This is a genomic window from Lachnoclostridium phytofermentans (assembly GCF_000733755.1).
GTDB lineage: Bacteria > Bacillota > Clostridia > Lachnospirales > Lachnospiraceae > Lachnoclostridium > Lachnoclostridium phytofermentans_A.
Genome location: NZ_JPOF01000003.1, coordinates 1,679,225 through 1,697,849 on the forward strand (window position 1 = coordinate 1,679,225; position 18,625 = coordinate 1,697,849).

Consider the following 18,625-nt stretch of genomic DNA (forward strand, 5'->3'; position numbering starts at 1 on the left):
GGGTATTATCTTAACGACGATAGGAGGATTAAGTGCTAGTGAAATATAAGGATTACGACTATGAAGAGATTTATGATATATCGGTACTGGGTAAAGAGGAACAAGAGGAGAGAATCGAAAGGTTAAGAAGAGGAAAAGTAAAGTATAAGTACAAACTGAAAACGATAGTATCCGGAAAGATGGTTGAGAGTGAATTGTATCCAGTCTATGAGAAATCGTGTGAGGTACCAAGAAAGGATAAGGAAAAAGAAAGTAAGGAATCTATGAAAAACCTTAATGATAAGAATGCACGTAAACAAATTGTTAGGTTGGTAAATACAAACTTCTCTGAAAAGGACTTAATGGTCACGTTGACATATACGGATAGGACATATCCTACGGAGAAGAGAGCAAAGCAAGATATGCAGAACTATATCCGAAGGGTAAAAACATATCGTAAGAAACATGGATTACCGGATATGAAGTATATCTATGTTATTGAATTCTTGGAACCGGAGGAAGCGGCACGTACAAGAAAGATAAGGATCCATCATCATATCATCATGAGTGGTATGGATAGAGATGCAGCAGAGGACCTGTGGAAGAAAGGAAGAGTGGAAGCTAAGAGATTACAACCCGATGACTTTGGATTAGAGGGTATAGCTACATACCTCATTAAAGGGAAAAAAGGTAAGAAAAGATGGTACTCTTCCCGGAATCTGAAAAAACCAAAGGTTTATGAAGCTGTTACCAGGGTTACAAAGAGAAAGGCTGAGAAGATGGCTTTGCAACCGGATAAGTGGAGAGAGATGTTTGAAAAGCTATATCGAGATAAATACATCATGAATGATTGTGAGGTATTTTACTCCGACATAGTAGGAGGTTTTTATCTGAGAGCGAGAATGAGATTGCTGATTTGAAGGAGGTAGAGCAATGGGCGAAGTTAGAATTTACATAGAAACCGAGTATAACGGAAACCCTGCATGCGGAAAAGGAAAGTATTATGTGGTCCTGGAAACAACATGCTCCAATGGAGAAATTGCAACAAGAGAAATCATTGGAGGAGTAAAGGAAACAACTAAGAACCGCTTAGCAATAATTGCTATTAATAAAGCTTTAGAGAGATTTACTAAAGAATCAGAGATTGTTATCTACTGTAATAACTCTTACGTCATGGAGACTTTGGACCAAGGGAGGTATATAACCTGGATCGAGAACGGATGGAGAGTCAGAAATAAAGAAATAAAGAATAAAGATTTGTGGTTACGTTTTGTAGAGTTAGCGCAAGAACATAATATTATACCTCAGTTAGTGCGAACCCATGCTTACACAGCAGTGCTAAGAACAATGCTTGATAAAGCAATAGTGGAATATGAGGAAGATAAAAAGGAGGATTAGTATGTTTGAATTATTTGGAGAGTTTTCAAGCGCAGAAGAAATCAACAAGGCAGCAGAAGGACAAAAAAACCAAGGCGATAGAGAATCGTTGATTGCATTAGCAAAAGAGAATGGAATCGATGAAATGTTTGCAGAAGCTTTTCTAAATGGAGAGATTCCTAATTTGGTTGATAACATGACCGCAGCAATTGGTAAATTGGCAGTCGAGGTTGAAGCTGAAAAAGAAAATAGTTTAATAATTGATTCCTTGAGAGCTATGGCAGATTATCTGCAATCACATTGCATAGAAGAAAACTTAGCAATCTGTGTAAGAAAGAAAGGAAAGAGACTGGTAGAAGCAGTCAATGAAATTCGTAAGGAAGCAGAGAAAAAAATATTAAATCCTCCAAAGCGGAGTGATAAAGGAGTAGAGGTTGTGAGTGTATATATGGCACCTTCTACAGTTTATCAGATGTTAAGAATGTACTATGAAAGGTAGAGTATGAAGGCTTATAAAGGGTTTGATGCTGATTTAAAGTGTAGAGGTTATCAATTTGAAATAAATAAAATCCATAGAACGAAGGAGGCAAACTGCAGGAGCAATGGATTCCATTGTGCAGAGAATCCTCTTGATTGTCTAACGTATTATCCGAATTGGGAAAAATCAGTTTACTACATAGTAGAGGCAGCAGGTGATATTAATGAAGATGGAATAGACAGTAAAGTTTCATGTACTGAGATGAAGTTAATAAAAAAACTGTCTATCGCAGACTTTGTTCTAGAAAGCATAATTTATATGACCGTTCATCCATATATGATTTGGAACAGATACGTCAAAAAAGATACGGCCATAGGTAATACAGAAGCATTCTTGATAGTGAGAGGAAAAAATCCAATTGCAAAAGGGAACAAAGGTCAGGTAATTGGATTAGTTAAAGAATGCATTGAATGCCATGAAATTGAAGAAATTTCTTTTTTCACGATTGATGGTAATGAATATATTCCGAATCAGTGGTATTCGGTGGAAGGGATGGTACAGGACTTTGAAGATTGAAGAACTTAAAAAGTTAAGAAAGTTATATGCAACGAAAGAAATGATGCAAAAAGCTGGAATAGATGTACCAAAAAGGGTTAGTACAGGAGGCTATTATAAGAAACTGGTTGAATCATATAAAAATGGCGTTTATATGCGAGGACAAAATCTAGGAGGAATTTTTAAGATAGCATTCTTCTTAGCGGATAGAATGAGAGTAGGTATTAAAGAACCAGTATATGAATTGTTTATAAACTACGAATCCGGTGAATTTATAACTTACGATGTGTCTCTTAAATCATGGAGGAATGCAAAACTTGATATGCTGGAGTGGCCAGAATATGTTTATCACTCGGGAAAGTTTGTTAACGCTGAATGCAATAGAAGTATTAAGAATCTACTGAAAGTAACTAGCGGAGGGTTTAAAGGAATCCTTGATTACCAGTTAAATGTACGAGCAGATCAATTAAAGAAAAAACATAAGCGTGAAACAAATCCATGGGATTTAGACATGGATGAGGTACCAGAATTACCAAAAGATTGGAATAAGTGGGTAGAAAAAGTAGGAATCACGAGCAATTATATTTTCTACGAATACCAAAGAAACGGAGCTAAGACAGGATATTGTTCATGGTGTGAAAAGGATGTTCCAATCGCAAAGGTGAAACATAACATGATTGGTAAGTGTAAGTGCTGTGGCCATGAAGTTACCTTTAAGTCCATTGGAAAAACAGGGAATTTCTATTCACCTGAAGAGTATATGTATCTAGTTCAAAAGTGTGATGATGGTTTTGTTATTAGAGAATTCAGAGGTCACAGACGTTACATGAAAGGTTCTTATAAAAAACCAGTAGAAAATTATGCTTCTGAGAGAAGAAGAACCATTTATAACGAGTATTACTCCTCAAAAAATTATTACTTTGGTGATTACAAGAATACAGAAATGCGTTGGATAAAAGGATATGAACGTAGCAATTACTATTATTCAAGCTACTACGGTGATTATGCTGGAAAAGTGTATGGAAAAACGCTTCCGAGTCTATCGAAAGATATTCTTAGAAAAAGTGGATTATATGAGATGGTTAAGAATATGGATAAGCTGGATCCGGAAACTTATATCAACAGCCTAAGGGGTAAGCCTTATCTGGAACAACTAGCAAAAGCAGGATTAACAAGATTAGCATATCAAGTCATGAAAGGTACTTTTTGTTTAGATAATTTCCATACTTCGGTTGGTGAACTTAGCAAAGCATTACTGATTGATAAGCAAAGAATGAAAAGACTTAGAGAGAACAACGGAGGAAATATTTATATAAAGTGGTTAAGAGATGAAAAAAATCGCAATAAAATAGTTTCCGATGAAGTTTTGAAATTCTTTGAAGCTGAAAAGATTGAGCCAGATAGTATCTCATTCATACGAGATAGAATGTCAGAAGTAAAGATAGCTAACTACTTAAAAAAGCAATACAGATTAAATGGTAGAAAGATTATAGAACTTATTTCAACATGGCAGGATTACTTGAGCATGGCCAATCGTCTGAAAATGGATGTTAAACAAGAATTGATATACAAGCCTAAGGACCTTATACAAAGCCATAACATTGTAGTTTCCTTATGTGGAGATGTAGAGATAGCAAAAAGGGCAGCAGAGATTGCAGAAGAGTTTCCTAATGTTGATGCAATCTGTAGAGAAGTAAAAGAAAAATATGAATTTGTTGATAAGAAGTATGCAGTAATAGTACCTCAGAAAATTGAAGATATCATTTATGAAGGTAAAATATTAGGTCACTGCTTAGACAGACATGATATCTACTTTGATAGAATCGAGAGAAAAGAATCATTCATTATGTTTCTTAGAAAAACAGAAGAAATTGATAAACCATATTACACTCTCGAAGTTGAACCGAAAGGGACCATCAGACAAAAGAGGACTGTCGGAGATAAGCAAAATCCTGACTTTAAAGAAGCGAAGAAGTTTTTAGAAAAGTGGCAGCGAGAGATTCAAAAAAATATGAATATGAAAGATGCTGAATTAGCTACAGAGAGTGCAAATCTAAGAGTTAAAGAGTTTGAGGAATTAAGATTGAAAAAGGTAAAGATAAGAGGAGGGCATCTTGCTGGAAAACTATTAGTTGAAATACTAGAAGCTGATTTGATGGAAGCAGATGTTGAGAGTAGAGAGGGGGAATACATCGTTGCATAAACATCATATCGTATTCCGGTCCCAAGGAGGACTAGATTTTCCTCTTAACTATAAAATCTATAGAGGTTATGACGACCATGAAGGGATGAACGGACCTCATAGAAACAGAGAAGTAGATTTGCAGTTAAAAAGAGAACTGCAGAATGAACTAATGCAACTTTTCACTAACACTCATTATACATTAAGAGAAATAGCGGACAAGTTAGATGTGAAAGAAAAGTACCTCGATCAACATTTCAAAAGAGTGTATAGCCATCAAGGAAAATACTTGAGAATGGACATCATCAGAAAGCTAATGGGAGGTAAATTGTATTAATGCTTAGAACATTGAAAAAGACAAAATATCAAGCAGGAGATAAATTTAAGTTAATGGTAGTAAAAGAGGATGGAAAAGAGGATAAAGAAAAGCCAAGAGAAATCTTCACAGTAATTAAAGAGTACCAACACTTTGTTTTAGCATATAAATTGACAGCAGAAGGAGATAAAATCCGAGAATGCTTTAGCAGATTGGAGATAGAGAAGAGAATCTGCTAGTAAACACAGGCACCTACATATCACACATATACCTTATTCGATACAACATATCAGGGTCTGCCCGGAGCTGGTGCGCTCCGGGGGAAAGGGGAACAATGAATGAGATTAATTTTACAAACATGACATATCAAGAAAGAAAAGCAAGCATTAAGGAGGGAATGATTAAAGCAACAGAATCCTTCTTAGTGATCGGGTACCAACTAAGACAGATTTATGAGCAGGAGTTGTTTAGAGAGGATGGATATAATACCATCTATGAATTTGCTAACAGTGAGTATAGAATCTCACGCAGCACAACCAACCGCTTTATGGGTATTAGTCGAAAATTTACGGTAGAGGGAGCAGGGCAGGAACTCTTACCACAGTATTCCGGCGTAGGAGTTGGAATGCTCCAAGAAATGCTGAATCTAACAGAGCAAGACTGTGAGTTGTTCGTTGATAATGTGGATAACTGTAATAGAGATAACATTAGAGAGTTGAAAAATTATAGAAAAGAAGAGGATAAGTACATAAAGAACACTGTCCAGGGAGAGCAAGATGAGGAACAAGTAACCGATCTGGAGACAGAAGTACCAAAACAGGTAGTGGAAGCAGAGAAAGAACACATCAAAGAGTTTTCAGACCTAGAAAAGATACTCCTTTACTTTTTTAAAGAAGCAGGAAAGCAAAAACAGAGGCATGGCCAGTTATTGGAGTTGCAGAAGATTGTAAGTAGCGAAAATGAAGTAAATATGGAGCGTGTGGTGGAAGTCCTCAATCCGAATGAAAATTACACCATGAGAACTGGTTTTTATTTTGTTTTCTTCTTCGATTTAACGAAGGGAATCAAGTACACCAAGTTTGGCCAAACACAGTACATCAATGTTACCTATCAAGAAGCATTAGAAACAATCAAGAATTTGTTTGATTTTACGGTGGAAGATGCCTGGTTAAAACAGTATGGAACTGAAGAAGTAATCGAGGAGAAAAAAACAGAGTTGCGCAGTGCGCAATCACAGAAAAACACTAGCACTCAAGCCAAAAACAGTGAAGAAAATATAGAGGATGAAACTGCGGAAGAAGAGGAACAAGAAGAAACAGAAAATAAAGAAGAAAATGAAGCAGAACAAGAGGTAATCGAACCTCAAGGACCCGAAGAAGCGGAGTCTCTAGTAGAAAACATTGAGGAGAAACAAGAACAGGGCGCAGAGCACTTACCGGATGAACCTACAGAGGATATAGTTGAAACCAAGATTGAAAATGTTACTGGTGAAGTAGAAGATGCTTATAAAACTAATTTGGAATGGATTCGAAGTAGCTCAGCGGAAGAACTAGCAAAAAGAGCGCAAGATGTTGGATATTGCCCTACTGGAATGAATATCTGCCGGAAAGATGAAGAATATTGTGAAGATGCATGTTCAAAGTGTTGGATGGAGTGGTTTACACAAACACATTAAGGAGGCGTTATGGCTGTTATTAAAGAGTTAAGACCTTGCTATGTAGCTATATGTGGAGAAATGAAGAAAGCATTATTCCACATATTTACCAAGGATGGAAATGCAATAGTGGAGTTGGAAGATGGCTGTGTAATGTCATGTAATCCAGCATTAATTAAGTTTGCAGATGATAAAATATATGAATATTTTTTATAAGAGAGGAGAAGTGAAATGTTAAAGCATGAAGTAGAGGAAGCCAAAAGGGAAGGTTTGATTGGAACCATAATCCAACAGGGAGCATGTAAGTGCTGTGGTCAACTAATGAAGATAGAAACAATCATTGACTGGGATGAAGATCGTTGCCATGAACTTGCAACCGAGAAGTGCGATTGTGAAGATGCGAAAGAATATACTCGCAAGAAGTATTGGCATGAGAATGCTAATAAGAAAATCTCTCTTCTTTTCGAAAACAAAAAAGAGCCAGTTAATCAGGAAGCAGTAGGGCTTATGAGAAATACAGTAGATTTACTCATTGATAACAAGCTTGAGAGTATTTCCATTGACCTTGGACAAGGAGTAAAAGCGAAGCTTTGTAAGAATTATAAGGGGAAAATCAAGGTGGAGCGTACTAACACAGTAAAAATGACAGAAGAAGCGTAGACAGGAGGAACTGGATGACAAAGAGAGACTTAAAGCAGATTTACTACATAAAGAAAGAAATTGAAGTTTACGAGGATGAATTAAGAGAACTAAGGTACAAGTCATTGGTCAAGGGGCAGCAGTTGACAGGGATGCCAACTGGAAGTGGTACAACATCGGATCAAGTCGGTAGACTAGCTGTAGATATTGCTGAAACAACAAAAATTATTGAAGGGAAAATTATTGAACTTCGAAAGAAAGAAATGCAGGTCTATGACTTCTTAGCTACCATTGAAGATAGTTGGATGAGACAAATAGTATACCTTCGTAATGTTAACCTGTTAAGCTGGAACAAGATAGCATCAAAGATGGGTGGAAATAACAATGAGGGAAATGTAAAGGTAGCATATCACCGATACATTAACTCTAGGCTAAAGTAGCGAGAGGCAGCAGATATGAATCAATATATGGAAAGTCAAATTATTAAGCATGCGTTGCAGTGTTATATCAAAAGGAGGTAGAAGGTGAGAAAAGAAATAAGTCCAAGAATATATGATGCAGAAAGCATTAACAACAATCCAGTGATGCCTTACAAGAATGGTGTAATGCAGTTTGTTAACATCCCAGTAAGGATAATTAAGGGTGAGGTATGCACGACTAAGGAAAGTATGGTGGAAGAATGAGCGATATAGAGAAAGAAGTATTACTACCAGAAGATGCAGAGGAAATACTTAGAAGGTATTCTTTTACACTTGCAAGAGGTATCAAAATAAAAGATATAGACACGGTAAATCTAGTTCTTCAGGCTATTTTTTCAGCAGGGAAAGCACTATATAAGCAGGTACCAAAGAAAATAGATAGAGTAGGCAACAAGTGCCCTGTATGTAAGTGTTACTTAGCAAGTGATCCTGTAGGAGACCATTACTGTTTTAACTGTGGTCAAGCGATAGATTGGAGCGTGGAAGAATGACAGTAGGTGAATTATTGGAATATATTCATGAAAATATTTCAGATGGTTGCTTAACAAAAGATAGCATTGTAGTGTTAAAAACGTATGAGGGAGATATACCAGCCGATTCATTATTTAATGATTGCAATGAGTTAACTATAGGTGAGTTAAATTAATAATTAAGGAGATAGAGAATGAGTAAAGACACATTAACAGTAGGAGAATTAAAAGAGTTTATTGAGGATTTACCTAGCGATATGATGGTATATATTACAAGCAATGATGATATGCCAATTAAAGCAGTGATTGATATATCATCAGAGGAACGTGTTGGATATTACAAAGAATTATATCTTGAAGTTGAGTGTGTAAACTGAAATTAAGGGGGTTAATATGAGTTTTATAGCAAGACAACCTAATGGTTTGTTATGCAGACATTCATCAATTACTGATTGCATAACGGACTATAACATGACAGATGAAGAGTATGTAAATCTCTGTATTGAAAAAGCTATCGAACAGGCAAAACATGAAGCAGAAGAAGTGTTAAAAGATTACGTAAGAGATATGGATCTAGTTAAAGCATCCTTCTTGCAAAACAACATGAGTAAGAAAAGATTCAATGAAATCCTGAAAGAAATGGAAAAGCCAGCTTGTGAATGTAAACATATGACCACTTAATAAAACTATAATTAAGGAGGAATAACCGTGAAAGATATTACTGATTTTTTTGAAGAGCAAAAAGTGATGTACATAGAAAGAGCAGAACATTGCACCGAACAAATTGAAATGTTTGAGCGCGGATATAAGAATAACGAACAAGCTCATGGTGATATTGCAGGCTATCCAAATGCAATTATTCCAGACGAACATGGAAGAGAGCAATTTATATCTGCAAGAGTAAAGAGAGAGGGACTTCTTGCAAAGGTTGAACTTATAGAACAACTTCAAGAGTTATATGGCTTTGTTAGGTAAGCTGAAATTTCACAATTAAGATGTAGCCTATAAAAAATAGAAAGGAAATATTATGGATAAATTATCGATTTTAAATGAGTTAAAAGTAATAGACGACTCATGCAGTGGTGGGGAATGTGAATATGTTCTCATAGAGAATTCAGATGAAAATTGTGAAGTATTAAAAGAACTTGGTGCAGATGAAGCAGATATCGAAAATATGAAAGTTCTTGATAACTATGATGTACTTGATATTACGTGGTTTGCATTTAATCAGCTAGACGCAGCGTGGTATGAGCCAGGTACTGGATTTAGTTACGATGAACATTAGTTCACTAAACTAAATTTTCCTCACGGTGAGGAATTAATAGTTAACTAAGTAGAGCAGAAAGGAGTAATGAGTTGGTAACGTTAAAAGAGCCTAAGCGACTAAAAGCAAGAAAAGAACATAAATGTGATTTTTGCGATAAGATTATAAACATTGGTGAAGAATATGTCTATGCTACCTATAAGGAAGATTATATCTATGATTGGAGAAATTGTGACAGATGCAAACCTTATGTAGATGAAGCATTTAGCAATAAAGACTATGATTGGTCGGATGGTATGGGATGGCAAGATTTCCATGATTATATGTGGGAAGAGCATAGAGAAATTGCAACAGAGTGGTGGAAACGTAACTAATTTAAACTGAAAGTTACCGAGGTAACTTAAGATTATAGGAGGTAAGTATGGATAACGTAAATATAGATAACTGGATTAAAGAATTATTTGAAAATCTATCTAACGGAGTATCAAGAACAGATGAAATACAAAGAAAAACAATTAAAGCACAAGACGGCATTACGGCAGTTGGTAGTAAGTATGGACTAGTTGCTAAAGATAATGATCTAAATAATGTAAACATATTCGATGTAGTTGATTCGTTGGGTGAATATGAAGATACTGGAATGACACCTAGTGATATTTTAAAAGCAAAAGAAGCAATAAAACTATTCTATAAAGATTTTCCCAAAAATATAGGAAAGGCAACTGATATGTTTCCATTATCTTTGTTTACTAAAATAGATATATCTGTAAACTAAATTCTAGGAGGATAAAAATGAATATTAAAATTATGATATTGTTATCAATGATATTTCTCCATATTGTTGATGATTACTATTTGCAAGGTTGGTTAGCATCCGCAAAACAAAAATCTTGGTGGGAAAAAAATGCACCAGATAAGTTATATAAGCATGATTATATTATTGCTTTATTTATGCATAGTTTTAGTTGGGCATATATGATTACATTAGTTCCTACACTATATATTGTATTATTTGGCGGTAAATGGTATCCAATATTATTTATGGGAAATGTACTTATACATATGGTTGTTGATGATATGAAAGCAAATAAAAAGAAAATCAATCTTATTCAAGACCAATCAATTCATATGTTACAAATACTTTGGACATGGGTTTGTTATTTAAACTAATTTAAGGAGGTGTTCGAAATTAAGGCAAGATATATCGGGGAAGATTCCGAAGGTTTTATTAATGGTAGAGTATATGACATCGAAACAAGATGTGTGCTGGTGACTGGAAATGGTATGAAAAAACCAACACCTTGTTTATGTGTGTGCGACACAGCAAGTAATACATGGTGTCCGTACAGTAGACTGGAGCCAATGCTAAAAAATTGGGAGCTATTATAAAATAGAATAAGAGGGAGATTATGGGGTTAAATGATTAATTACAGGAGTTTTGCACTAAGCATAGTTACACTGGAAAGATAAGTAGAAATGATTCCGGGGAATACGAAGCAAGGAAATAAAAAAACAGCTACTAATCGATATGGTTAGTAGCTGTTTATTTTGGAAGTAACCCAAAGACCTTGTTCTTTGTAGTAGATGATATCAATTAGTTGTTTACGGCCGTTAAGAGTAACATAGCAGTTATACAAAGTTCGCCCATGTAGTTCTTTCGTAAGTCGTACACTATCAACTGGTACCGTAACACGAGATTCGTCAGGTAAATCAATTTTAATCTTGAGAGGTGTTGAACTTCCTTCCGAATCGGTATAAGTAAACACAGCAATGGTCTGATACTTTTCATAATCGATTTCTATTTTATGAGTTTTAGGTTGTTCATAGAATGGCATAAGATGCACCTCCAGTGTTAGTATAACACAAGAAAAATAAAATGTTACGTTTGTTACGAAATTTTGTGATAGACTACAGATAGTGAAGTATAGATACATGGTTGATAAATCTATTCTTAGTCCTCCAGAGCCTACGTAGCGCACACGTAGGCTCATTCCGAAAGATGGTGATAACATGATAATCCTAAAAATTGAATGTATAGAATGGATTAAAGAAAAGAAAACAAGACCAGCATTTGATTCCGAGGGTAAAGCCAACAAGGCAGCAGGTCAATGGAATAGAGATGGTCCCAGATAGCCAATATTACATAAGCTACCCAAGTAAAACCTCGGAGTAGGTAGCAGAGTAGTATTGGCATAAAGAATTATATAATAGAGCAACAAAGGCAGCAGTGATTAAGATATCACGGTTGCCTTTTTTATAGGGATGTAGCGCAATGGGAGAGCACCTGTCTTAAATGCAGTTGGTTGTGAGTTCAAGTCTCATCATCCCGATTAAGCATAATTTTGATAAGAGGTGGTGATATGGCAAGGCCAAGAAGCCCTAATAGAGAAAAAGCTTTTAAAATATATAAAAGGCATCAAGGAAAAATATCAAATAAAGAAATTGCTGATATTCTAAGCGAAGATCCTAAGACTATTTCAAAGTGGAAAAAGTTAGATGAATGGGAATCTAAAGTTGAAAAGGAGAATAAAAAGGATAAGAATTCGAAAAATGATTCGAGTAAGGCTTCTTATGATTATATCTCTTGGGATGAAATAAAGAATGACACTACTTTTGAAAAAGAGATAAATGATATAAGAGAATCTGACGAACTGAATGAAAAGCAAATGCTATTCTGTATTTATTTCATACAATTTTTTAATGCTACAAAGGCATACAAAAAGGCGTATAATTGTAGTTCTAATACAGCAAGGGTAAATGGAAGCAAATTACTAGCACAAACTAACATTCAAGTCACTATTTCTAAACTTAAGCAAAATCGCATTAATCGTGCTATGTTATCACCTGATGATATATTCCAAAAATATATGGATATAGCGTTTTCAGATATCACAGAATTCATTAGCTTTGGAAAACGTGATGTACCAATTGGAAAGGATGAACAAGGCAGGATTGTTTATCAGAATGTTAATTATTTAGATTTTAATAATAGTGAAGAAATAGACGGTAGTATAATTCGTGAGTTTAAAGAAGGAAAGAATGGATTTAGCATAAAGCTTGAGGATAGAATGAAAGCACTGCAGTGGCTTACAGATCATTTGAATATGGCAACAGAGGAACAGAAAGCGAAAATTGACTCGCTTAGAAGCAAGGTAAAAGTAGAAGAAGAAAAACTTGAGTTACGTAAAAAAGAATTTGAAAGGAATGATTTTTAATGAGTTCAGGGGTGCTGCATAATTTCTATTGCTCGAAAGAATGGATTCGGTTTAGGGAAATGATAATTCAGGATAGAAGCAAGGAAGGGTTTGTATGTGAAGAGTGCAAGGGGTTAATCTTTAGTGTTAGTGATATTCATATCCATCACATTACCGAATTGACTGAGCAGAACTATCAAAATAAGTTGATATCGCTAAATCCTGATAATGTTATGATGGTACATAAGGTGTGTCATGATAAAATACATGGTCGCTTTTGCAGTGGTGCCAGGAAGAAAGAGAGAGGGATTTACATTGTATGTGGACCACCATTGGCAGGAAAGCATACATATGTGGAACAAAACATATCAACGGGTGATATGGTAATAGATATGGATCGACTCTTCGAGGCTATAAGTTTTAAAGAAAAATATAACAAGCCGGACAATCTAAAGTACAATGTCTTTGGTATTAAGAATCTATTAATTGATAATGTGAAGACAAGATACGGAGATTTTAAGAGTGCCTGGATTATAGGAGGTTATCCGAACAAGGTGGAAAGGGAGCAGCTCGCTAATAAGTTAGGTGCAGAGATTGTTTTACTAGAGGTACCGAAAGAAGAGTGTCTTAAAAGATTAGAGAATACTTTCGATTATAGGCATGGTCACTTCAAGGAATGGAGCCAGTATATCGAAGAATGGTTTTTTCATTTTTCGAAATGACCCCCCCAGTATCAAAATGATACGGAACGTAACAAGACCGATATAGCCAAGGCAGTTTCTATTGAGACTAGAATTTTGACTTTTTTGAAGAAAGATCTGGAAAGTTGGTGAGAACTTGGAAGTTGAAAAAGAATACCAAAGAATTAAAGCACTTTTCGAAGGGTGTGACGAATTACAAATCAAATTGTTGGAGGGTGCATTTTGGGAGTGCGCTAGACTAAGGACAGAACTTGATACCTTACACCAGATAGTTAGGAAAACAGGACTGGTCAAGGTCAATCCGTCTAACCCGTCAATGCAAAAGGAACTTCCTGTTTCAAAACTTATTGTAAGAACAAGGGCCAACTATCTGAATTATGTTGCTAAGTTATCCAATATACTTGGCAAGAACATAGGAGATGAGGAAGACGACCTTGAAGAGTTTGAGTAGTCCGTGTAGGAGTAACATCTTACAGTATTATCATGATATTGAGCGCGGCAATATAATTGTTGGCCATGAACTTATGCTGCAGCTCGAAATGCTTGTCAAGGAGATAACGGATCCTTTTTATCAGGAAATTAATCGTATAAAGATTGAGTATGAGGATTCAGAGAAGCGTATCCAATTTATAGAAACAAAGTGCAAGCATTCAGAGGCACCCTATGCTGGAAAGCCGTTCTTACTGGAACTATTTCAAAAGGCTTTAATCGAAGCTATATTTGCTATAAAAATATATGATGATGAACTTGGAAGGTACGTTAGAAAATATCAGGACGTACTTTTTTTAGTGGGAAGAAAGAACGGTAAGACTCCTCTGATCGGTGCCATTTGTCTATCTGAATGGTTCTGTGGTGAGATGGGAAAGAAAATTCTGTGTGCATCAAATGATTATGACCAGGCAGATCTTATGTATCAGGCAATCGATGCAATGAGAGAGGAGAGTCCTTCGCTTGAAAAGGTAACTAGAAGAAATCAAAAGGGAATGTTCTTTGGTAATCCGAAGAAAAAGAAAAAGACCGGAAAGTTTTCTTACCAGAATAAAGGAAGTATTCGAAAGCTATCTGCAAAGGCTGGAGCAAAAGAAGGAAGAAACATTGCAGTAGGAGCAGTAGATGAAGTATTCGAAATGGAAGACAATAGTCTAGTAATGCCAATCAGACAAGCACTATCGACACAGGATGAACCGCTATACTTCGAGTTAACGACAGAAGGTTTTACAAACAACGGGTACCTGGATACTCGCTTAATTGATGCAAGGCAGGTTCTTCATGGAGAATTGCAACGTCCTAGATGGCTAATTTGGTTATATACACAGGATAGCGAAGAGGAAGTATGGCAGGATGAGCAGAGCTGGTACAAATCCAATCCGGGTTTAGGAAAGATAAAAAAATGGTCTTTTTTACGTGGAATGATATCAGAAGCACAAACATCAAGCAGCACTAAGGCTTTTGTTCTTGCTAAGGATTATAATATTAAGCAGAATAACGCACAAGCCTGGCTGAGTGAAAATGATATAGCAAATGATCTGAGATATGACATGGAGGAAATGAGAAATTGTATTGGAATTGGTGGCGCAGACTTATCTGAAACAGGTGATTTGACTAACGCGAAAGTATTAATATATCATCCGATAACACGTCACAAATATTTTATCAGTAAATACTTCCTTCCGGCCTGCAAAGTCCATGAGAATGAACAATATGAAGAATGGGCGAAATCAGGCTACCTGTACATCTGTGAAGGTAATGAAGTGGATCAGTCCGATATTGTAACCTGGTTCGTGTCATTGTATAAAAAATATGGAATAAAGCTTTATATGACTGGGTATGACAAGTGGCAGGCTAAGGCATTCAAGAATGAAATGGAGAGCTACGGGTTTGAATTGGAAAAAATAACACAAGGTTTTGATTTATCAAATGCCATGACCGTATTAGAAGCAGATTTAAAAGCAGATATGGTCAATATGAATCAAAATCCAATGGATATAGAATGTTTGAAGAATACTTCTGTCAAATGGAATTCTGCCGGCACCCTAAGAATGCCAGTAAAAGTCCAGGGCGATAATGAAAAGAAGATTGACGGAGCTGTTACGATGTTGATATGCTATGAAACTTTAGATAGGTACCGGAAAGAGTATATGGAGATGGCTTATAGAAATTTTGCAGGACAGAGGTGAAAAAGTGGGACTATTTGACTTAATAAAGGCATTTCAGATGAATAAAAAAGAATTACATTATGCCAAGGTTATGAATGGGTTAACACCCGTATTCAGCAATTTTGGAAACGATGTATATGTCAGTGATATCGTTAGCGGAGCGATACGATGTATAGCAACTGAAATGAGTAAATTGAATCCAAGGCATATAAGAATTGATCCAAGGACTGGTATTCAGGAAGAAGTAAATGACGAGATTAATCGATTGCTAAAGTATGGACCCAATCCGTATATGACAACATCCGATTTTCTGCACAAGGTTGTTTATTTAAGAGAAAAATACAAAAATGCTTATATCTATCCGGCTTTTACTAAAAAAGACTTAGGAAATGGAAAATATAAGCGGATTTATACAGGTTTATATCCGTTGAACCCTGTGGGGGAAGAGTATCTGGAAGATGAGCATGGAAATCTGTGGATAAAACTAAAGTTTGGCAGTGGTTATGAATTTACGATGCCTTATTCAGATATCATTCATTGGAGGAAAGACTATACCGAGAATGATTTTAAAGGTGGTGATATGAATGGGCAGCCGGATAACAGAGCAGAATTAAAGCTTTTACAGGCAGATGATACAATAACACAGGGAATCGATAAAGGTGTCAAGGCTAGTCTTGGGATTAGAGGAATTCAGAAATATAATACAATGCTGGATGATGGGACTCAGGAAAAAGAGAGGGAAAAGTTTGAAGCAAAACTAAATAGTGCCCAAAGTGGCATATTGTTAGCAGATTTAAAAACAGAATTTATTCCAATCACAATTGATCCGAAAGTAATTGATAAAGATACAGTAGAATTCATCATAACGAGAGTGCTAGCAAATCGTGGAGTTTCATTACCGATATACAATGGTACATTTACGGAAGAAGAATATCAGGCCTTTTATGAAAAAACTCTTGAGCATATGATTATTAGCCTGGGCAGGGTAATTAGCAAAGTGCTGTTCACGAATCGGGAACTGGAGTTAGGGAACGAGATTATTTGTTACAATCAGGGACTTATGTTTACAAATACGGCAAACAAAATAAAAGCGGTTGATATATTGTCAAGAGTCGGTGTACTAACGGATAATCAAATTCTCGGTATATTTGGATATCCTCCTTTTGAAGGTGGGGATGTCAGGAATAAGTCACTTAATTATATTAATCGTGAGATTGCAGACGAATATCAGCTTTTAAAAACAAAAGGAAAGGGGGAAACAAACGGTGGAAAATAAAAGTGAGCAGCGAATAATTGAATTCAGAGCAGTTGACAATGACGAAGGTAAGATGATTATAGAAGGGCATGCGATAACATATGATCAACCTGCTACGCACCAGAATGGTAGTAGAAAATTCACAGAAGTTATTCAAAGAGGTGCCCTTGATAATACAGATATGAAGGATGTGCCATTAAGATATAATCATAATGATACTTGGTGTATCATGGCCAGGACCAGAAATAATAGTCTGCAGCTCATAAAAGATGATGTAGGACTGAAAATCAGAGCAGAATTAATTGATACACAGAGCAATAGAGACATATACAAGTCAATCCAGGAAAGATTGATTGATGGTATGTCTTTTTCTTTTACTATTGCAGATCAGGGCGATGAATGGTCCTATGGAGAAAAAGAAACCATTCGAAAGGTTAAGGCTATTAACCGTTTATATGACGTTAGCGTGGTGGATACCCCGTTTTACGATACAACTTCTGTATTCGCAAGAAGTTTTGAATTGCTGGAGAGTAATTTAAAGCAGCTGGAGAGCCTTGAAATGCGAAAACGGAAAATATTAATGCAAGCAAAATATCAATAAAAGAAAGAGGTAGAAAGATGAATTTGTTAAAGCAGTTACAGGAGTTAAGAGAAAAAAGAAATGCAGAAATGTTAAAGATTACAAATGCTGCAACGAATGAAGCACTTGACGCAATTGAGCTTGAAATCAGAAAGTATGACATGCAGATCACCCAGCTTGAGGGATTAATCAAGGATGGAGGAGAGGGCGAGGATCCGGCAGCTAGAAAGAGCGATGAAAGCGGAGAAAATCCAGAAAACAGAAATTTGAATCCTTTAGCTACATTTGAGAACAGACGTAGTGCGAATGCTGGTTCTGAAGAAGATATCTATGGTTCAATGGAATACAGAAATGCTTTTAAGAACTATGTTGTTTCAGGTACTCCTATTCCAGAAAAGTTCCATGCAGAGAACAGAGCAGCGGAACTTACTGTAGTTGGTGATGTGGCAGCAGTCATTCCGACTACAATTTCAAACAAGGTAATTGAAGACTTAACAACGGAAGGTAAGATTATATCGAGAATTACGCAAACGTCCTTCCAGGGTGGTATTCAAATTCCTATTAGTGAGATTAATCCGACAGCTACATGGTTAGAAAGTGAATCCGTTGTATCAGAGGAACAGAAAGCTAAGATGGAAGCAAAATTGCAATTTGCATATCATGTTTTAGAAGCAAGGGTAGCAGTTGGTTTATTGACATCGACTGTATCACTTCCAGTTTTTGAAGCAACAATTGTTAAGAACTTAAAGAAAGCAATGTATAAGGCGATTGAAATGGCAGCAGTGGCAGGTACTGGTTCCGGACAGCCGTTAGGCTTCACGAAACACGAACTGCCGGCAAATCAGAAGATATCCTTTGACGATACTAATATCAGCACTGTAAAAGGCTGGGCAAGAGTTGAAGCAGCACTTACAGAAGCGTATGAAGACGGTGAAATTTATGTTATGAATAAGCAGACATGGGAGATGTACTTAAACTCCATGACTGATACAACCGGTCAGAAAATTGGACTTGGAAGAATCAATGAAAAAGGCCAGAGAATCTTAAATGGTCGTGAAGTGTTATGCAGTGATACAATTCCAAGTTATGATAGTGTTGCAGCCGAAGGAGTATTTGGTGTGCTGGTAAACTTATCAGAGTACTGTCTAAATAGTAATCTTGCAATGTACTACAAGAAATACTTTGATGAAGATAAGAATAAATGGGTACATAAGTCCTTAATGATTGCAGACGGAAAAATGCCAATTGGCAAAGATTCTAAGAACAACCTAGTTGGGGCAAAGGGACTTATTTACATGGTTAAGGCAGCAGCGGGGGAATAGTAAGGTATACCCGTGAGGAGCTAG

The 18,625-nt window shown here is 36.1% G+C and carries 28 protein-coding genes; 27 read left to right on the top strand and 1 reads right to left on the bottom strand.

Annotation, left to right across the window (positions count from 1 at the left end; all coding sequences use genetic code 11):
- Window positions 1-32: 32 nt before the first annotated feature.
- The 20 genes from CC92_RS0112750 (at window position 33) to CC92_RS0112850 (ending at window position 10,563) form a co-directional block, all read left to right on the top strand.
- Window positions 33-899, top strand: a complete 867-nt coding sequence (locus CC92_RS0112750; protein WP_029502525.1) for a rolling circle replication-associated protein — start codon at window positions 33-35, stop codon at window positions 897-899.
- A gap of 13 nt (window positions 900-912) precedes the next feature.
- Window positions 913-1,377, top strand: coding sequence for an RNase H family protein (locus tag CC92_RS0112755; protein WP_029502524.1), 465 nt, complete (start codon window positions 913-915; stop codon window positions 1,375-1,377).
- 1 nt (window position 1,378) lies between these two features.
- Complete coding sequence (locus tag CC92_RS0112760) at window positions 1,379-1,855, top strand: hypothetical protein (protein WP_051650674.1); 477 nt, start codon at window positions 1,379-1,381, stop codon at window positions 1,853-1,855.
- A gap of 3 nt (window positions 1,856-1,858) precedes the next feature.
- A complete protein-coding gene (locus CC92_RS0112765; protein WP_029502522.1) occupies window positions 1,859-2,410 on the top strand; it encodes a DUF7666 domain-containing protein in 552 nt (183 codons plus the stop codon).
- Window positions 2,400-4,592 (top strand): PcfJ domain-containing protein, encoded by a 2,193-nt coding sequence (locus CC92_RS0112770; protein ID WP_029502521.1) that lies wholly within the window; start codon window positions 2,400-2,402, stop codon window positions 4,590-4,592. Before CC92_RS0112765 ends, CC92_RS0112770 begins: the two co-directional genes overlap by 11 nt.
- A gap of 315 nt (window positions 4,593-4,907) precedes the next feature.
- Window positions 4,908-5,126 (top strand): hypothetical protein, encoded by a 219-nt coding sequence (locus tag CC92_RS0112780; RefSeq protein ID WP_029502519.1) that lies wholly within the window; start codon window positions 4,908-4,910, stop codon window positions 5,124-5,126.
- A gap of 95 nt (window positions 5,127-5,221) precedes the next feature.
- Entirely contained in the window at window positions 5,222-6,562 is a 1,341-nt protein-coding gene (locus CC92_RS0112785) for a hypothetical protein (RefSeq protein WP_029502518.1), read from the top strand.
- Window positions 6,563-6,571: 9 nt separating this feature from the next.
- Window positions 6,572-6,757, top strand: a complete 186-nt coding sequence (locus CC92_RS0112790) for a hypothetical protein (protein WP_029502517.1) — start codon at window positions 6,572-6,574, stop codon at window positions 6,755-6,757.
- A 15-nt stretch (window positions 6,758-6,772) separates the two neighbouring features.
- Window positions 6,773-7,201, top strand: coding sequence for a hypothetical protein (locus CC92_RS0112795; RefSeq protein ID WP_029502516.1), 429 nt, complete (start codon window positions 6,773-6,775; stop codon window positions 7,199-7,201).
- A gap of 14 nt (window positions 7,202-7,215) precedes the next feature.
- Window positions 7,216-7,620 carry a hypothetical protein gene (locus CC92_RS0112800; protein WP_029502515.1) on the top strand — a complete coding sequence of 135 codons (405 nt, stop codon included), beginning with the start codon at window positions 7,216-7,218 and terminating at the stop codon, window positions 7,618-7,620.
- An 84-nt stretch (window positions 7,621-7,704) separates the two neighbouring features.
- Window positions 7,705-7,863, top strand: a complete 159-nt coding sequence (locus CC92_RS22560) for a hypothetical protein (protein WP_155998327.1) — start codon at window positions 7,705-7,707, stop codon at window positions 7,861-7,863.
- Window positions 7,860-8,150 (top strand): hypothetical protein, encoded by a 291-nt coding sequence (locus CC92_RS0112810; RefSeq protein WP_029502514.1) that lies wholly within the window; start codon window positions 7,860-7,862, stop codon window positions 8,148-8,150. Before CC92_RS22560 ends, CC92_RS0112810 begins: the two co-directional genes overlap by 4 nt.
- Complete coding sequence (locus tag CC92_RS22565) at window positions 8,147-8,305, top strand: hypothetical protein (RefSeq protein WP_155998325.1); 159 nt, start codon at window positions 8,147-8,149, stop codon at window positions 8,303-8,305. Before CC92_RS0112810 ends, CC92_RS22565 begins: the two co-directional genes overlap by 4 nt.
- Before the next feature lie 18 nt (window positions 8,306-8,323).
- Window positions 8,324-8,506 carry a hypothetical protein gene (locus CC92_RS0112820; protein WP_029502513.1) on the top strand — a complete coding sequence of 61 codons (183 nt, stop codon included), beginning with the start codon at window positions 8,324-8,326 and terminating at the stop codon, window positions 8,504-8,506.
- Between the two features lie 16 nt (window positions 8,507-8,522).
- Window positions 8,523-8,810 (top strand): hypothetical protein, encoded by a 288-nt coding sequence (locus tag CC92_RS0112825; protein ID WP_029502512.1) that lies wholly within the window; start codon window positions 8,523-8,525, stop codon window positions 8,808-8,810.
- Window positions 8,811-8,837: 27 nt separating this feature from the next.
- Entirely contained in the window at window positions 8,838-9,104 is a 267-nt protein-coding gene (locus CC92_RS0112830; RefSeq protein ID WP_029502511.1) for a hypothetical protein, read from the top strand.
- Between the two features lie 52 nt (window positions 9,105-9,156).
- Window positions 9,157-9,414, top strand: a complete 258-nt coding sequence (locus CC92_RS0112835) for a hypothetical protein (RefSeq protein WP_029502510.1) — start codon at window positions 9,157-9,159, stop codon at window positions 9,412-9,414.
- 71 nt (window positions 9,415-9,485) lie between these two features.
- Complete coding sequence (locus CC92_RS0112840) at window positions 9,486-9,767, top strand: hypothetical protein (protein WP_029502509.1); 282 nt, start codon at window positions 9,486-9,488, stop codon at window positions 9,765-9,767.
- A 47-nt stretch (window positions 9,768-9,814) separates the two neighbouring features.
- On the top strand, window positions 9,815-10,168 hold the full coding sequence (locus CC92_RS0112845) for a hypothetical protein (protein WP_029502508.1): 354 nt from the start codon (window positions 9,815-9,817) through the stop codon (window positions 10,166-10,168).
- Between the two features lie 17 nt (window positions 10,169-10,185).
- Window positions 10,186-10,563, top strand: a complete 378-nt coding sequence (locus CC92_RS0112850; RefSeq protein WP_029502507.1) for a DUF3307 domain-containing protein — start codon at window positions 10,186-10,188, stop codon at window positions 10,561-10,563.
- A 362-nt stretch (window positions 10,564-10,925) separates the two neighbouring features.
- Here CC92_RS0112850 and CC92_RS0112855 read toward each other — a convergent pair whose 3' ends face one another.
- Window positions 10,926-11,228 (bottom strand): hypothetical protein, encoded by a 303-nt coding sequence (locus CC92_RS0112855; protein WP_029502506.1) that lies wholly within the window; start codon window positions 11,226-11,228, stop codon window positions 10,926-10,928.
- A gap of 507 nt (window positions 11,229-11,735) precedes the next feature.
- Here CC92_RS0112855 and CC92_RS0112870 point away from each other — a divergent pair.
- The 7 genes from CC92_RS0112870 (at window position 11,736) to CC92_RS0112900 (ending at window position 18,601) form a co-directional block, all read left to right on the top strand.
- Entirely contained in the window at window positions 11,736-12,608 is an 873-nt protein-coding gene (locus CC92_RS0112870; RefSeq protein ID WP_242841333.1) for a terminase small subunit, read from the top strand.
- Window positions 12,608-13,309 carry an HNH endonuclease gene (locus CC92_RS0112875; protein WP_029502504.1) on the top strand — a complete coding sequence of 234 codons (702 nt, stop codon included), beginning with the start codon at window positions 12,608-12,610 and terminating at the stop codon, window positions 13,307-13,309. Before CC92_RS0112870 ends, CC92_RS0112875 begins: the two co-directional genes overlap by 1 nt.
- 115 nt (window positions 13,310-13,424) lie before the next feature.
- Complete coding sequence (locus CC92_RS0112880) at window positions 13,425-13,739, top strand: hypothetical protein (protein ID WP_029502503.1); 315 nt, start codon at window positions 13,425-13,427, stop codon at window positions 13,737-13,739.
- Window positions 13,723-15,465 (top strand): terminase large subunit, encoded by a 1,743-nt coding sequence (locus tag CC92_RS0112885; protein WP_242841332.1) that lies wholly within the window; start codon window positions 13,723-13,725, stop codon window positions 15,463-15,465. The genes CC92_RS0112880 and CC92_RS0112885 overlap by 17 nt, the downstream gene beginning before the upstream one ends.
- Window positions 15,466-15,469: 4 nt before the next feature.
- A complete protein-coding gene (locus CC92_RS0112890) occupies window positions 15,470-16,720 on the top strand; it encodes a phage portal protein (RefSeq protein ID WP_029502501.1) in 1,251 nt (416 codons plus the stop codon).
- Window positions 16,710-17,300, top strand: coding sequence for an HK97 family phage prohead protease (locus CC92_RS0112895; protein ID WP_029502500.1), 591 nt, complete (start codon window positions 16,710-16,712; stop codon window positions 17,298-17,300). Before CC92_RS0112890 ends, CC92_RS0112895 begins: the two co-directional genes overlap by 11 nt.
- A gap of 17 nt (window positions 17,301-17,317) precedes the next feature.
- Window positions 17,318-18,601 (top strand): phage major capsid protein, encoded by a 1,284-nt coding sequence (locus CC92_RS0112900; protein WP_029502499.1) that lies wholly within the window; start codon window positions 17,318-17,320, stop codon window positions 18,599-18,601.
- Window positions 18,602-18,625 lie beyond the last annotated feature (24 nt).